12 protein-coding genes are annotated in these 15,213 nt (G+C 60.4%); 8 read left to right on the forward strand and 4 right to left on the reverse strand.

What is annotated here, in order from left to right:
* Positions 1-42 precede the first annotated feature (42 nt).
* Positions 43-2,490 (reverse strand): ATP-dependent helicase HrpB, encoded by a 2,448-nt coding sequence (gene hrpB, locus BM074_RS05310; RefSeq protein WP_091920264.1) that lies wholly within the window; start codon positions 2,488-2,490, stop codon positions 43-45.
* A 185-nt stretch (positions 2,491-2,675) separates the two neighbouring features.
* Here hrpB and BM074_RS05315 point away from each other — a divergent pair, with 185 nt between their 5' ends.
* The 7 genes from BM074_RS05315 (at position 2,676) to BM074_RS05345 (ending at position 10,385) form a co-directional block, all read left to right on the forward strand.
* Positions 2,676-3,788: an S-(hydroxymethyl)glutathione dehydrogenase/class III alcohol dehydrogenase gene (locus BM074_RS05315; protein WP_027230597.1), complete on the forward strand. Its 1,113-nt coding sequence runs from the start codon at positions 2,676-2,678 to the stop codon at positions 3,786-3,788.
* Positions 3,788-4,261 carry a GNAT family N-acetyltransferase gene (locus BM074_RS05320; RefSeq protein ID WP_091920266.1) on the forward strand — a complete coding sequence of 158 codons (474 nt, stop codon included), beginning with the start codon at positions 3,788-3,790 and terminating at the stop codon, positions 4,259-4,261. The genes BM074_RS05315 and BM074_RS05320 overlap by 1 nt, the downstream gene beginning before the upstream one ends.
* Positions 4,262-4,284: 23 nt before the next feature.
* Positions 4,285-4,944 carry a DUF1345 domain-containing protein gene (locus BM074_RS05325; protein ID WP_027230599.1) on the forward strand — a complete coding sequence of 220 codons (660 nt, stop codon included), beginning with the start codon at positions 4,285-4,287 and terminating at the stop codon, positions 4,942-4,944.
* A gap of 13 nt (positions 4,945-4,957) precedes the next feature.
* Positions 4,958-5,794, forward strand: a complete 837-nt coding sequence (gene fghA / locus BM074_RS05330) for an S-formylglutathione hydrolase (RefSeq protein WP_091920267.1) — start codon at positions 4,958-4,960, stop codon at positions 5,792-5,794.
* Positions 5,795-5,982: 188 nt separating this feature from the next.
* Positions 5,983-7,902 (forward strand): hypothetical protein, encoded by a 1,920-nt coding sequence (locus BM074_RS05335; protein WP_091920269.1) that lies wholly within the window; start codon positions 5,983-5,985, stop codon positions 7,900-7,902.
* A 143-nt stretch (positions 7,903-8,045) separates the two neighbouring features.
* Positions 8,046-9,983 carry a S10 family serine carboxypeptidase-like protein gene (locus tag BM074_RS05340; protein WP_210186470.1) on the forward strand — a complete coding sequence of 646 codons (1,938 nt, stop codon included), beginning with the start codon at positions 8,046-8,048 and terminating at the stop codon, positions 9,981-9,983.
* A 12-nt stretch (positions 9,984-9,995) separates the two neighbouring features.
* Positions 9,996-10,385: a hypothetical protein gene (locus BM074_RS05345; protein WP_091920271.1), complete on the forward strand. Its 390-nt coding sequence runs from the start codon at positions 9,996-9,998 to the stop codon at positions 10,383-10,385.
* Positions 10,386-10,556: 171 nt separating this feature from the next.
* Here BM074_RS05345 and BM074_RS05350 read toward each other — a convergent pair whose 3' ends face one another.
* The 3 genes from BM074_RS05350 to BM074_RS05360 form a co-directional block, all read right to left on the reverse strand.
* Positions 10,557-11,756: an Mrp/NBP35 family ATP-binding protein gene (locus BM074_RS05350; protein WP_027230601.1), complete on the reverse strand. Its 1,200-nt coding sequence runs from the start codon at positions 11,754-11,756 to the stop codon at positions 10,557-10,559.
* Positions 11,757-11,853: 97 nt separating this feature from the next.
* Complete coding sequence (locus tag BM074_RS05355) at positions 11,854-12,555, reverse strand: GntR family transcriptional regulator (protein ID WP_244532735.1); 702 nt, start codon at positions 12,553-12,555, stop codon at positions 11,854-11,856.
* Complete coding sequence (locus tag BM074_RS05360; protein ID WP_091920273.1) at positions 12,552-13,934, reverse strand: formimidoylglutamate deiminase; 1,383 nt, start codon at positions 13,932-13,934, stop codon at positions 12,552-12,554. Before BM074_RS05360 ends, BM074_RS05355 begins: the two co-directional genes overlap by 4 nt.
* Before the next feature lie 84 nt (positions 13,935-14,018).
* Between BM074_RS05360 and hutI the strand changes: the two genes are divergently transcribed.
* Complete coding sequence (gene hutI / locus BM074_RS05365) at positions 14,019-15,212, forward strand: imidazolonepropionase (protein WP_027230604.1); 1,194 nt, start codon at positions 14,019-14,021, stop codon at positions 15,210-15,212.
* The last annotated feature ends 1 nt before the right edge of the window (position 15,213 follow it).

The raw sequence follows: 15,213 nt of genomic DNA on the forward strand, positions 1-15,213 counted from the left end.
TCCTGGGAGCCTGCTTCAGCGTTAATCGTTGGTTGTGACCGCTCAGGTTCCCCGCGGTTTCGCGCGGGCAGTGGGCACCGCATTGGCGGGGTCGTCCGGCCAGACATGCTTCGGGTAGCGGCCACGCATGTCGGAGCGCACATCGGCCCAGGAGCCCTTCCAGAAGCCGGGTAGATCACGGGTGATCTGGATCGGCCTATGGGCCGGCGACAGCAGCTCCAGCAGCAGCGGCACCGTTCCGCTGGCGATGGCCGGGTGTGCCCCGAGCCCGAACAATTCCTGCACGCGCACGGCGAGCACAGGCGCTTCCGCCTCATAGCGGATCGGGATGTTCGAGCCGGTCGGCACCTCGAAATGGGTTGGCGCCAAGGCATCGATCTTTCGCTGTAAATCATAAGGCACCAGCGCACGCAGCCCCTCGGCGATCGCATGTCCCGATATCTGGCCGAGCTGAGCCGTTCCCTTGAGATAAGGCAACAGCCAGTCTTCGAGGTTTGCTTGCAACGACGCATCGTCCATCGCCGGCCAAGGATCGCCAAGACCCTGATGCAGCCAAGTGAGGCGACGCCGCAGGATCGCCGCTTCCCTGGACCATGGCAGGATGTCGAGGCCGTGGTCCCTGACGGCAGCAATGACGCCTCGGTCGGCTTCTTCGCCAGTCGGCGCCGGCAAGGTCTTCTCTGCCAACGCGATGGCGCCGATACGCGTAACTTCGCGCGCCTGCAAGGCGTTGCGGGCCGGGTCATAACTAACGTGCCTGCCATTGATGATGCGATCGCCGAGGGCGGCGCGTATGTCGGATTCGGAGATTTCCGCTGCCGAAAGAATGCGTGCACGGCCCGCCCGCCCCGCAAGATCGGCGACGACGAGCCATGGCGATTTTGCCAGCGAGGTGACGGGGTCGAGTTCGCCGCCCCGGCCATTGGCGAGCGTGAACTGGCCATTGCCGCGCGCCTTGGCGACACGGTCCGGGTAAGCGTCTATGAGAAGCCGCCCGGCACTCTCCTGCGCATCTGCCCGGCCTGTATCCTTGCCAGCGAGGCGTTTCGCCAGTCCGCGCGCGCGTGCCGCCCGATCACCGCGCTCATGTTCAAAGCGCGCCAGTCGCGTTTCGATGTCGACGTCGTTGCCGCCAAGGCCGCGCTCCGTCAAAACCACAGCGATTTCGGCAGAGCGCATGCCTTGGCCGCGCTCACGTGCCGCGAGCACCATATGGGCCAAGCGGACGGGCAAAGCGAGATTGCGCATGGCTTCGCCCATCGGCGTGATGCGATCATCGTGGAGCGCCCCAAGGTCGTTGAGCAGGGCCTTTGCTTCTTTGACCGCAGGCACTGGCGGCATGTCGAGAAATGCAAGGCTGGCTGGGTTAGTTACGCCCCAGGCGGCGCAATCGAGGACAAGGGCGGAAAGATCAGCCTCAAGTATTTCCGGCGGCGAGAAGGCTTCGAGTGCCGCAGTCTGTTCTGCACGCCACAGACGCAATGCAACGCCGGGCTCCGTGCGTCCGGCACGTCCGGCGCGTTGCTCGACGGCAGCGCGCGACGCCCGCACCGTTTCGAGCCGGGTGAGGCCGGTCGCCGGTTCGAATTTCGGCAGCCGCGCCAGGCCGCTGTCGATAACGGCGCGCACGCCATCGATCGTTATGGAGGTTTCGGCAATCGACGTCGCGAGCACCACCTTGCGTTTGCCGGGAGGCGGCGGGCTGATGGCGGCATCCTGATCACGGCCCTCGAGCGCGCCATAGAGCGGCGTGACAAAGGTGTCCGCCGGAACACGCCCCTCGAGCGCTGCGATGGTCCGTTCGATCTCGCGTTGTCCGGGGAGGAAAGCGAGAATGCTGCCACTCTCCCCGGCGAGCGTGTCCCGCACCGCCCGCGCCATTGCATCTTCGATCTTTTCGTCGGGCTTCCGCTCGCGATAGCGGATATCGACGGGGAAGGACCTGCCCTTGCTTTCGAGGACCGGCGCACTGCCGAGGAGTTTGGCCACGCGCGCACCGTCGAGCGTCGCCGACATCACCAGAAGCTTCAAGTCGGGCCGCAATGCAGCCTGCACATCGAGCGCCAGGGCCAGGCCGAAATCCGCATCGAGGCTACGCTCGTGAAACTCATCGAAAAGCACCACGGAAATGCCCGAGAGCCCCGGATCATCGAGGATCATGCGGGCGAACACACCTTCCGTTACGACGAGTATGCGCGTCTTCGCCGAGACCTTGTTTTCAAGCCGCATGCGATAGCCGACGGTTTGACCCACACTCTCGCCAAGGAGGCTCGCCATGCGGTTGGCGGCAGCGCGGGCAGCGAGGCGGCGCGGCTCAAGCAGGACGATCGTGCCATCCCCCCGCCATGACGCACCAAGCAGGTGCAGCGGCACGAGCGTGGTCTTGCCCGCGCCGGGAGGAGCGACGAGCACGGCAGCGATTCCATGCGCCAGCGCATCATCAAGCGCGGGCAGAATTTCGGTGACAGGGAGGGGTGGCAGTTGTTTCACGTACAGGTCCGATATCTAAGTGCAGACCTTTTGGCAGGCTTGGTATCAGGGAGTCCAGAGGGATGATACGACGCGCCACCTGACGACGAGAAATGTCGCGGCCCGGATTGACGACCCTGTGCCCCTTCCCGATAGTGCGCCAAAGCAAATCACATTGCTGATCAAGACGCATCAGGGAGAATTTCATGAAATCGCGCGCCGCCGTCGCCTGGGAGGCCAAAAAGCCGCTCACCATCGAAACGATCGAGATCAGCGGCCCCAAGCCCGGTGAAGTCCTCGTCGAGATCATGGCGACCGGGGTCTGCCACACCGATGCCTATACGCTTTCAGGGCTGGATTCCGAAGGGAAGTTCCCGGCGATTCTCGGGCATGAAGGCGCAGGCATCGTGCGCGAGATTGGCGCGGGCGTGACCTCGCTGAAGGTCGGCGACCATGTCATTCCGCTCTACACGCCCGAATGCCGCCAGTGCAAGACGTGCCTTTCGCAGCGTTCGAACCTGTGCACAGCCATCCGCTCGACGCAGGGGCAAGGCGTCATGCCCGACGGCACCAGCCGCTTTTCCTGCGAGGGCGGTGAGGTCTTCCACTATATGGGCTGCTCGACTTTCTCCAACTTCACCGTGCTACCCGAAATCGCCCTTGCCCGGGTGCGCGAGGATGCGCCATTCGACAAGATCTGCTACATCGGCTGCGGCGTCACCACCGGGATCGGCGCGGTTATTTATACGGGCAAGGTGTGGCCCGGCGCGAACGTCGTCGTCTTCGGACTCGGCGGCATCGGCCTTAATGTCATCCAGGGCGCACGCATGGTAGGCGCCGACAAGATCATCGGTGTCGACATCAATCCCGGTAAGGTGGCGATGGCGAAGAAATTCGGCATGACCGATTTCGTCAATCCGAACGAAGTGGGCAATGACAAAGTCGTGCAGGCAATCCAGGAATTGACCGACGGCGGCGCCGATTTTTCCTTCGACGCCACCGGCAACACCAATGTCATGCGCCAGGCGCTCGAATGCTGCCATCGGGGCTGGGGCACCAGCATCGTCATCGGCGTTGCCGAGGCCGGCAAGGAAATTTCGACGCGGCCGTTCCAGCTCGTCACCGGGCGCAACTGGCGCGGCACGGCCTTCGGCGGTGCGCGCGGGCGCACAGATGTGCCGAAGATCGTCGACTGGTACATGGAGGGCAAGATCGATATCGACTCGTTGATCACTCACACAATGCCGCTCGACGAAATCAATACCGCATTCGATCTCATGCATGAGGGCAAGTCGATCCGTTCGGTCGTCACTTTCTGATGGAACCCGGTCCGTATAAAGTAATCCTCAGCGGGCTGGACGAACTCAGCCCGCGCGAACTCTATGATATGCTCAAGATGCGGGTCGACGTCTTCGTCGTCGAGCAGAAATGTCCCTACCCCGAGCTCGACGGCAAGGATGTCGACGCGCTGCACCTGCGCCTGATGGATGGCAAGACGCTCGTCGGCAGCGCCCGCATCCGCAAGCCGGAAAAGGACGAGCCCGCTGCCCGGATCGGCCGCGTCGTCGTCTCTCCGGACCATCGCGGCAAGCGTCTTGGCGAGCGGCTGATGGTCGAGGCCATTGCCCAATGCGAGCGGCTTTATGCCGAACGCCCGATCAATCTTTCGGCGCAGAGCCACCTCAAGGGTTTCTACGAATCCTTCGGTTTCGTGCCGGTGTCGGAGGAATATCTCGAGGACGACATTCCGCATATCGACATGCAGCGCCCTGCTGCGGTCGCAACAGACTAGCTGTCGTTCGACAAAGGCCCCACATGTGGAAACGCCATAATCCCTTTTACATCGCCGCCGTCGTCGGGATCGCCGTATTCGCAGTTGCGGTGTTTTTGCTTTCGTCGCGCATTGCCGCTGTCGTTGCCGCCAATGCGTTTTTCGTCATCTACCTGCTCTTGTCGGCATTCAAGGTTCACAGGCTCACGCCCGACTACCTTCGCAACAATGCGGCCAAATCGGACGAGCCTGTGGGCATCATCTTCGCTGTCACTTTTTGCACTGTGCTCGTCGCCGTCGGCTCGCTGTTTGCGCTGATCAATTCCGGTCAGGACAAGCACCCGCTCGACTTGACGCTGACGCTTTTCGCAGTCCCACTCGGCTGGCTGACGATCCACATGATGACGGCGATCCACTATGCCCATATGTACTGGCAGCCGGACGAAGACGCCGACGGCGTGAAGGACAAGCCGCGCCACCACGCCGGCGGTCTCGACTTTCCGGGCGACAAGGAGCCCGGCGGCATCGAATTCGTCTACTTCTCCTATATTATCGGCATGACGGCGCAGACGTCCGACACCGCGATTACCAGTTCGCAGATGCGCCGGATCAATCTCGTCCACGCCATCGTTTCGTTCTTCTTCAATACGGTGCTGGTCGCAGCCGCGGTGAATGTCGCCGTCGCGCTCGGCCAACCGCAATAAATCGGGATCACCCATGGAAACGCTATCGACCGCCAGGAGCTTCGAGGGAATTCAGGGCGTCTATCGCCATCGCAGCGAAGCCTGCCAATGCGACATGACCTTTGCCGTATTCCTGCCGCCGCAGGCGAAGGACGGTCCGGTTCCGCTCCTCTGGTACCTCTCGGGGCTTACCTGCACGCATCAGAACGTCATGGACAAGGGCGAATATCGCCGCGCCGCAGCCGAACACGGCGTTGCCATCATCTGCCCGGATACGAGCCCGCGCGGCGAGAATGTGCGGGACGAAAAAGACAACTGGCAATTCGGCAGCGGCGCCGGCTTTTATCTCGACGCCACGCAGGCGCCCTGGTCGACCAACTATCGGATGGCCAGCTATATCGGCGACGAACTTCCGTTGCTGGTCGCGGCCAACTTCCCCGTGGATATGGAGCGCCAGGGCATATTCGGTCATTCCATGGGCGGCCATGGCGCGATCACGCAAGCCCTGAAGCACAAGGGACGTTTCAAATCCGTTTCAGCGTTCGCGCCGATCGCGCGGCCCATGGTCGCCGGCTGGTCACGCCCGGCCTTCGAGAAATATCTCGGGCCAGACGAAGCTGAGTGGCGGGCCTATGACAGCGTTGCGCTCATTGAGGATGGCGCGCGCGTGGCGGAGTTACTGGTCGACCAAGGCAAGGCAGACGGATTTCTTGACGATGGTCTGCGCCCCTGGCTGCTGGAAGAAGCCTGCGCCAAGGCCGGCATTCCGCTGGCGCTCAATATGCGCGACGGCTATGACCATTCGTACTTTTTCATCTCAACCTTCATGGCTGATCACATTGCCTGGCACGCGAAGCGCGTGAAGGGCTGAGTACATTTGGCGGCAACGAGCCTGGGCATTTGCTCCTCTAATGATCTCATTGTTTACATCGGAGGCCTTGCCACGAAAGGGCCCTGCAAATTTTTCGGGCATAACCAACCCTGATTAAACTTTAGGCCAATTGACGCGGCGGTCCTTGTTTTGAAACGTTGGCATTTTTAACCAAGGATTTAGCGACAATGAATTTTAGATATTCATTACTGGCCCTGCTTGTTGCACTTGCGGCGTGCGACGATTCGAACACCGCCGAGGCTCCATCGGCGTCGAGCACTTTTGCAGGGTCCGAAACAACCGTTGCGACCGGTGATGGCAGTGGGGGTGCCCCGGCAATTGTTGCACCTAATCCGGAGACGACGACCGTTGCGATCACCGAGGACGCACTGGCTGCGGCGCGGCGCGAGGCGGCCGCCCTCAAGGCTAATGGCAGGTTCGAAGATGCGGCAGGTAAACTGTCCGCAGCGGGTCTCCTGGATGAGGCCGGAGCCCTTCTCGCGGATGCAGGCCTTGAAGAAAAAGCTTTTGATCTCCTGGTCCCCGAGGATCGCAGCGTCAATGATATTACCAGCTACGACATGGGTCCCGACGGCTTGATCATGCGATGGCAGGTCGACGAGACCACTTCAGTCAAGCGCAGTTCCCTGAAGCTGGGCTCTAAGAGGGTACCGTTTACCGCACGCGCCGGCCATCTGATTGCCTACGCGCCCGAAGATCCAACCTCCAGGCAGCAAGATGCCCAGGCCGCAATCTTTTATACAGCCTATACCCGTGACGGCCTGCCGAAGGGCAACCGCCCCGTCACCTTTGTATGGGATAGCGGGGCCTCTTCCCTTTGGCTGCACATGGCCTCGTGGGGGCCTAACCGGCTGAAAGTGGACGCACCCATACCCGAGGCATTTTACAAGAAGCCGCCGACGACATTTCCGCTTGAGGAAAACAGTCTTACACTTCTCGACAAGACGGATCTCGTCTTCATCGATCCAGTGGGCATGGGCTATTCAACTGCCATCGCGCCATTCACCAATAAGAACTTCGCGCCAGCGGACACATCAAGCGTCGTCATCCGCGATTTTATAATTCGCTACAACAATGTGAACAATCGCCAGAGTTCGCCAAAATACCTTCTTGGCGAATCCTCTGGTTCAACAAGCGCCTCAAGGGTTGCAAACCTGCTCCTCAATGCAGGTACCGGCCGTTTCACACCGGACAAGTCGGGCAAGCCAGCCATTGCATTGTCGGGTCTCGTCCTCGGTTCGCCAAACCTCGATCCGGTAGAGCGCTGTGACATTTATGACGGTACCTACGCGAACTGCGCCGGCTACCTCCCATCCTTCGCAATGGTTGGCGATTATCACAAGCTTGGCGCTGGACGCGGCACCGCAACGCGGGAGCAGTATTTCGAATCGATACGGAAGTTCGTTACGGATACTTACCTGCCGGCCCATGAAGCACATCCGCAAAAGGCCCCAGAAGGAAGTGACGTCGTACCGTGGTGGACCTGGGTCGCGACTGCTCCCGGCCAAGACCTCGTCAATCAACTGAAGGCGAAAACCGGGTACGCAGGGAGTGAATGGAATGATAAGGGCTTCGTGAACTCCACAAATGTGCGGGATGACCTTGTGCCAGGCAAGCGCCTGAGCCTATTCGATGCTCGCCTGACGGTTCCCACGAAATATGCCTACGATCCCGACAAATATGTCGATCTTGCGTTCAGCAACGAGTTCACGACCTATATGAAAAAGTCGGTGAACTATCAAAGCAGCTCAGGCTATAAGGCTTGCTGCGATATCCGAAGCGCACGGGAATATAGGTCGACCAGTTCGCGTCCTGCGACCACTCTCGATCTCAATGAGGCTCTGAGGCTCTCCCCGAATCTCAAGCTGCTCATCCTGCATGGCTACGAGGATCTTGTGGCGCCTGGCTTTCAGACTGAACTCGATCTGAAGAAAGCCGCGCTCGGCGGCCGGATTCCGGTCAAATGGTTCGAGGGCGGGCACATGATTTACCTGGCCGAAGAGGCGCGCGCGCCGATGAAGGCCGAACTCGACAAATTTTTCGACGATCCCCGCTATAGCCTGCCGCCAGCCCTCTCTTCTCAATAGGAAGTGGGACGGGGCTGCAGCGCGTCCCTACGCGTGTCTGCTTGCCAGCTATAGGTTGGCAGCAAGCAGAATGCACCCTCGGCATATCTCTACTCTATCGACCCGAGAAGACGCCTTCATCTTAAGATAAGGATTTAACCAGAATGAATTTGAGAAATTGCGCTCTCGCCACCCTGCTGTTGCTGACCGCTTGCGATGGTTCGGATTCTTCGGCACCACAGCCAGATGGTGCAAGCACCTTCAATAATCCTACCTCGGCTAACGCCGCAGCAAACGTACCCTCTCACGGGGAAGGCGGCACAACCATAGCCGTAGTAGAGCCGGCCGCGCCCATTACTGAAAATCTGACTGAACGGGCTAAACGCGAGGCGGCAGCACTTCAGAAGGAGGGCCAGTTCGAAAAAGCCGCAGACACGCTCACCGCCGTCGGTCTCATCGTCGAGGCCGGAACGCTCCTTGCCGATGCCGGGCTGGAAGAGAAGGCCTTTGCCCTTCTCGCGCCGCAGGACCGAATGCTCAATGATCCCAACATCTATGATACGGGAATTGGGGGGACGATCTTGGCATCCCAGGTGGACGAGACCACCTCGGTCAAGCGTAGTTCGATGACAATCGGCGGCAAGACGGTCCCGTTTACCGCCCGGGCCGGTCACCTTATCGCCTACGGGCCCAAGGGCCTTGCTCCCGGCAAGCAAGAGGCGCAAGCCGCGATCTTCTATACCGCCTATACGCGCGACGGGCTTCCGAAGGACAAGCGGCCCGTCACATTTTTATGGAATGGTGGACCGGGGTCCGCTTCCATCTGGCTCCATATGGGCTCCTGGGCGCCGGTGCGGCTGAAATCGGATGCTCCGTCGATTCCGGAAGAGTTCTACAAGGAGCCACCATCAACCCTGCCGTTGGAAGAGAACGCAATCACGCTTCTCGACAAGACGGACATTGTCTTCGTTGATCCTGCAGGCACAGGCTATTCGACGGCTGTCGCACCATATATAAACGCGAACTTCTGGGGCACCGACTGGGATGCGGGCCTGGTTCGCGATTTCATCATCCGATACAACAATGTCAACAACAGGCAGACATCGCCCAAATATCTCTACGGCGAGTCCTACGGCGGCATCCGTACGCCGATTGTCGCCGATCTTCTGCTCAATGAGGGCACGACGCGATTTTTGCCGGAATCCTCCGGCAAACAGAGCATTGTCCTTTCGGGCTTGATTCTGAATTCACCGATCCTCGACTACACATCCAACTGTGATATGGATGAAAAGATCAGTTGCGCCGGATATTTGCCGACTTATGGGATGGTCGGCGACTATCATAAGCTCGCCACGGCTCGGGGGAATGCATCAGCTGAAAGTTATCTTCAAACGATGCGGACCTTTGTCACGGAGAAATACCTTCCGTTGCTCAAGGAACACCCCTTATCCTTGCCCGCTGGAAGTCCCCTGGTTCCCTGGAAGACATTCGTCGCCACGCAACCCGGTAAGGACCTCATCGCAGAATTGCAGGCAAAAACCGGTATCCCAGATGCTCTGTGGGTGGATGACCCCAACATCGACCCGGGATGGGTGCAATACAGTCTCATACCGGGCTACAAGCTGGGACGATACGACGCGCGCATGAAACTTCCGTCTAACGCGCCCTACAATCCCGACAACTACATCGATGACGCCTTCGTCAACCAGTTCAAAAGCTACATGAAACAATCGGTGAACTACGAGAACGGTTCAGACTACAGCGATTGTTGCTACGCCATATATAGTTGGAATTGGCCACACCGGGGTTCGGTGGGTGCCTTGAGCCCCTCCAGCATCCCTGACCTCCATGAGTCCCTTACTCTAAACCCGGAGTTAAAGTTGTTGATCCTCCATGGCTACGAGGACATCGCGACCCCGGGATTCCAGACCGAGCTTGATTTGAAGAATGCGGGAATGGCGGACCGAGTGCCGGTCAAGTGGTTCGAAGGCGGCCACATGACCTATAACACCGAGGTGTCCCGCGCGCCCTTGAAGGCGGAGATCGACAAGTTTTTCGACGACCCCCGCTACAGCCTGCCGCCAGCCATTGCCTCGAACTAGGAGCAGCGAGCCATGAACCGCATCATCATATCGACATCACTTCTGGCAGCGCTCATGCTTGCATCGCCTGCCCAGGCCTATGACGATCTGCGCAAGCCGCCGGCAGATCCATCCGGCACGGCGCGCGCGCCCTTGACCGAGAGCGGCATTCAGCATGAACTCGACCAGCGGCTTATGCAACGCTTCAAAGCCGCGGCGGGCTCTTCCCCGCGACTGACCAGGCAGCAGGCAAAAGACGCCAATTGGGGCTTCATCGCCGATCATTTCGCCGAAATCGACACGGCTGGCGCCGGCTATGTCAGCTTCGATCAAATCCAGACGTTCATGGATGCGCGCAGCATTGGCGCAACGGCCAAGGCAAGGGTAAAGGCCCGGGAATCGACGGTGGAGACGATCGAGTGATGAACAGGTGTGGACGGGTCTCATCGGCCCCTTCACGCGGCCCTACGCCTCGGCTGGAGTCGGCAGCGTCTGAGCGGTTAATCTGTAGAGACCAACGGGCGGGGGTCGGTATCCCCGTGCCAAAGTCCGCAAATACCGAGCGGACTTAAATGCACCTTCAAGGAAACCGACCTACTCGAACACGATCGACGGGGCGGTGCGTCCGCCCTTGGCCGATTGCAACTCGTCCCAGACCTTCGCCGCGATCTCGCGATAGGCCTTGGCCTGCGGACCATCGGGGTTGCTGACGACAACCGGCCTTCCGCTGTCGGATGTTTCACGGATTTCCATAACGAGCGGCACTTCGCCGAGGAAGGGCACGCCGAGGCGTTCGGCCTCCTTGCGCGCGCCGCCATGGCCGAAAATATCGTAGCGCGCTCCGGTATCCGGAGCGATGAAATAGCTCATGTTCTCGACGATGCCGAGAAGCGGCACGTCGACCTTCTTGAACATGTTGAGGCCCTTGCGCGCATCGATCAGCGCCAGATCCTGCGGCGTCGAGACGATGACGGCGCCGGCAAGCGGCACCTGCTGAGCCATGGTCAATTGCGCGTCGCCAGTGCCCGGCGGCATATCGACGACCAACACATCGAGATCGCCCCACTCCACCTCGCGCAGCATCTGCGTCAGCGCCGACATCACCATCGGCCCGCGCCAGATCATCGGCGTTTCCTCCTCGACGAGAAAGCCGATCGACATGACCTTGAGCCCATAGCCTTGCATCGGCTTCAGCACCCGGCCTGAAACCACCTGCGGCCTGCCATGCAGATTGAGGAGGCGCGGCATGGACGGCCCGTAAATATCAGCATCGAGAATGCCGACACGATGGCCATTGGCGCTGAGGCCGAGTGCGAGATTGACTGCCGTGGTCGACTTGCCGACGCCGCCCTTGCCGGAGGCAACAGCGATGATCGCGCCAACGCCGGGCACGCCGGCCTTCACCGGCGCGGCTCCATGCGTGTGCGGCTGTGAGCCTTGCGCGGGAACGCGCGGCGGCGGCGTGGCCCCGGCAGGTGCGGAACGTTGCACGGGACGGGGTGACGGCGTTGCTCGCGGTGCGTCATCACTGGTCGGTCCGCCTTTCTTTTCGGCGGTCAAGGCGACGACTGCACCGGCAACGCCGGGCAACGCCTTCACGACGCGCTCGGCGGCGGACCGCAGCGGTTCCAGTTCCTGGGCGCGGGCGGCAGGCACGGTGATCGAGAAAAACACCTTGTTGTCGGCAATGAAGATATCCGAAACGAGGCCGAGCTCGACGATGTTGCTGTTGAAATCGGGGCCCGTCACTGTCTTCAGCTGTTCGAGAACCTGATCTTTCGTCACGCCTGCCATTTAAAATTCCATCCCTGTCGTTCCTTGGGGACTCAAATAGTGCAGTTGGGGCCAAACGCCAATGATCATTTGCATTCCAGCGACGCGGCGGGGCCGATCAGAGCTTTGTCACCATGCGGTGCGAGCCGGGATGGATCATGCGAACGAAGGTAATTGGCTTTTGCGGAAGGTAGGTCAGGCGCTCGATGACGAAGACGGGATCGTTCACGACAAGATCGAGCATGTCGGCTTCGTCCGGGTCGGCGAGGCCCGCATGGAACACGATTTCAGCCTGCGAAAACGGTGAGTGAGTGACAAGCCATTCGTTCGGGCTGACGGTCTCGAAAGTCTCGTGGCGAATGGCCGGCACTGCGTCCAGATTGATCCAGCGGTCTTCATACTGGTAGGGCTTTTCATCGGAAAGGTGCAGACAGCGCACATGCAGCATATCCTTGGCCTTGGTGATGCCAAGGCGCTTCGTCACGCATGCCGGCGGCTTTTCCACGACATTGGAAACGAGGCGAAATTGATAGGCGCCGCCCTTGTTCTCGATCTCCTGGCGCACGATGGGGATGACGAAACGTGCCTCACGCATCGGATGCAGCGCAACACGCGTGCCGGCCTTGCGCTTGCGCACCAGAACGCCGCCGCGCGCAAGCTCCTGCAGCGCCCGGTTTACGGTGGCACGGGCGCAGCCAAACTCGACTGCAAGCACCTCCTCGCCGGGTATCAGCGCGCCGGGCGCCCAGACGCGCTCGGCAATGCGGCGCGCCATCTCAGCCTTGATCGCATGGAACGATTTGCGCGCGGTTGCCGTCACACTCTCTCCAGAATCGACGCAAGGCGCGCCTTGTAGGACTTGAATATCGAAGCGCGATCGCGATGCCTGCCTTCGCGCACGACATGGCGTCCGGCCGACCAGACGTCGCTTACCGCATCTCTGTCGCCGGCAAATATCCAGCCGTCAAGCAGCCTGTCGCCGGCAAGGCCTAAAACCGCTGTGTTATCAACATCAAGGGCAATCATATCCGCCCATTTGCCGGCTTCAAGGCTGCCACTCGCGCGCCCGAGTGCCTGAGCTCCGCCCAGCAACGCGGCGTCGAAAAGCGTGCGGCCGCAGGATTTTCCGTCGCGCGAAAGCATGACGCGCGAAACGTCGCGCAGACGCTGGCTGTATTCGAGCTGGCGCAACTCCTCGGAAGGCGCAATACGAATATTGGAATCGGATCCGGTGCCGAACCGTCCGCCAGCGTTGAGATATTGGACGCCGTTGAAGATGCCGTCGCCAAGATTTGCTTCGGTGATCGGACACAGGCCGACAACCGCGCCGCTCGCCGCGACGCGCAGCGTCTCATCCTCATTCATGTGGGTCGAATGGATGAGGCACCAGCGCTCAGCGACGGGCAGATGATCGAGCAACCAGCTCATCGAGCGCTGGCCATAGGCGGACTCGACTTCCTGAAGTTCCGGAATCTGCTCGGCAATATGGATATGGAAGGGAACGCCCGGAAAATGCTGTTCCAGCGCCTTTAAGTCGCGTTCATTTACTGCGCGGATGGAATGGGGCGCGACACCGAAGCCGGCATCGGGGCTGACACTGGCCGCAGCTTTCTTTGCCTCTTCAGCCAGCCGCACATAGCGGTCGAGCTTGTTTCCGAACCGAAGCTGACCGCCAGCGAGCGCACGGCCGTCGACGCCGCCCTGCATATAGGCGACGGGTAAAATCGTCAGCCCGATGCCAGTTGCGCTGGCGGCGGCGGCGATGCGTTCCGACAATTCCCCGAGCTTTGCATAAGTCGCGCCGCCGGGCTGATGGTGCAAATAATGAAACTCGGCGACGCTGGAATAACCGGACTCCAGCATTTCGACGAAAGCGAAGGCGGCAATCGCCTCAATGTCCTCAGGATCGAGAATATCGAGAAAGCGATACATGACTTCGCGCCACGTCCAGAAGCTGTCGCGTCCGGCGGGGCTGCGTGCTTCCGACAAGCCCGCCATGGCGCGCTGAAAGGTGTGACTGTGCAGGTTGCTTTGCGCGGGGAGCAACGCGTCGACGGTATAAGCATCTGATTCTTCGATGGTTTCCGGTGTCACCGACGCGATGCGTCCGCTCGCGTCCACGCGGATGAGAACGTTGTTTTCCCAGCCATTGGCGGTCAGGGCCCTGCGCGCAAAAACTGATTTCGTGGCCTCGCTCATTTCTTCTCCTGCACCCGATTGACATAATATGTATATACATAATAATGGTATGAGCAAGACCATAATGGGACACGGCCAACGCCAATGAGAAAAATCCTTTCGGGACTTCGGATCGCAACGCTGGAAGACATCGGCGCGCCTTACGGCTTGATCGAGGATGGCGTAATCGGCGTGAAAGACGACCGCATCGCCTGGGTTGGCAAAGACGTTCCCGCCGACTGGAACCATGTAGAAATCGAGAATTTCGGTGGCAGGCTGGCAACGCCGGCGCTTGTCGATTGTCACACCCACCTCGTTTTCGGCGGCAACCGCGCCCGCGAGTTCGAAATGCGCCTCGAGGGCGCAACCTACGAGGAAATCGCGCGCGCCGGTGGCGGCATCGTGTCGTCGGTCAAGTCAACCAATGCGTTCAGCGAGGATGAACTGGTGGCGCAAAGCCTGCCGCGCCTCGACACGCTGCTGGCCGAGGGAATTTCCACCATCGAGATCAAATCCGGTTACGGCCTGAATATCGAAGCCGAACTCAAGATGCTGCGCGTTGCGCGAAGGCTTGCGACGCTCCGCCCGGTCCGAATCAAGACGAGCTATCTCGGCGCGCACGCCGTGCCGCTTGAATACAAGGGGCGCGCGGACGATTACATCGCCGAAGTCGCCCTGCCGGGTCTCGAAGCAGCGCACGCGGAAGGACTGGTCGATGCGGTGGACGGTTTTTGCGAGGGCATCGCCTTTTCGCCGACACAGATCGCGCGCGTGTTCGACAAGGCCAAAAGCCTTGGCCTGCCAGTAAAACTTCATGCCGAGCAATTGTCCAATCTCAGTGGCGCAAAGCTTGCGGCATCCTACGGCGCCCTGTCGGCCGACCATCTTGAATATCTCGACGCCGAGGGCGCCAACGCCATGGCCGAAGCCGGTACCGTTGCCGTGCTCCTACCCGGCGCCTTCTACGCCCTGCGCGAGGAACAGGCCCCGCCCGTGAAGCTTTTACGAGAAGCAGGCGTGCGTATCGCCGTCGCCACCGACTGCAATCCCGGCACGTCGCCGCTCACCTCCTTGCTTTTGACGATGAACATGGCGTGCACTCTGTTCCGCCTCACCGTCGAGGAATCACTCGCCGGGGCAACCCGCGAGGCAGCGCGCGCACTCGGGCTCCACAAGGATATCGGCACGATCGCGCCCGGAAAACGGGCCGAGATTGCGATCTGGAATGCAGAGCAACCGGCGGAGCTCTGTTACCGCATTGGCTTCAACCCGCTTCACCAGCTCTTCTTGAAAGCGTAAC

The sequence above is a fragment of the Phyllobacterium sp. CL33Tsu genome, from assembly GCF_900113985.1.
In the GTDB taxonomy this organism is placed as follows: Bacteria; Pseudomonadota; Alphaproteobacteria; order Rhizobiales; family Rhizobiaceae; genus Phyllobacterium; species Phyllobacterium pellucidum.

What these genes read in the sequence shown, in the direction of transcription:
- BM074_RS05315 (WP_027230597.1), top strand. Translation starts at nt 2,676, where the DNA reads ATGAAATCGCGCGCCGCCGTCGCCTGGGAGGCCAAAAAGCCGCTCACC.
- BM074_RS05320 (WP_091920266.1), top strand. Translation starts at nt 3,788, where the DNA reads ATGGAACCCGGTCCGTATAAAGTAATCCTCAGCGGGCTGGACGAACTC.
- BM074_RS05325 (WP_027230599.1), top strand. Translation starts at nt 4,285, where the DNA reads ATGTGGAAACGCCATAATCCCTTTTACATCGCCGCCGTCGTCGGGATC.
- fghA (WP_091920267.1), top strand. Translation starts at nt 4,958, where the DNA reads ATGGAAACGCTATCGACCGCCAGGAGCTTCGAGGGAATTCAGGGCGTC.
- BM074_RS05335 (WP_091920269.1), top strand. Translation starts at nt 5,983, where the DNA reads ATGAATTTTAGATATTCATTACTGGCCCTGCTTGTTGCACTTGCGGCG.
- BM074_RS05340 (WP_210186470.1), top strand. Translation starts at nt 8,046, where the DNA reads ATGAATTTGAGAAATTGCGCTCTCGCCACCCTGCTGTTGCTGACCGCT.
- BM074_RS05345 (WP_091920271.1), top strand. Translation starts at nt 9,996, where the DNA reads ATGAACCGCATCATCATATCGACATCACTTCTGGCAGCGCTCATGCTT.
- BM074_RS05350 (WP_027230601.1), bottom strand. Translation starts at nt 11,756, where the DNA reads ATGGCAGGCGTGACGAAAGATCAGGTTCTCGAACAGCTGAAGACAGTG.
- BM074_RS05360 (WP_091920273.1), bottom strand. Translation starts at nt 13,934, where the DNA reads ATGAGCGAGGCCACGAAATCAGTTTTTGCGCGCAGGGCCCTGACCGCC.
- hutI (WP_027230604.1), top strand. Translation starts at nt 14,019, where the DNA reads ATGAGAAAAATCCTTTCGGGACTTCGGATCGCAACGCTGGAAGACATC.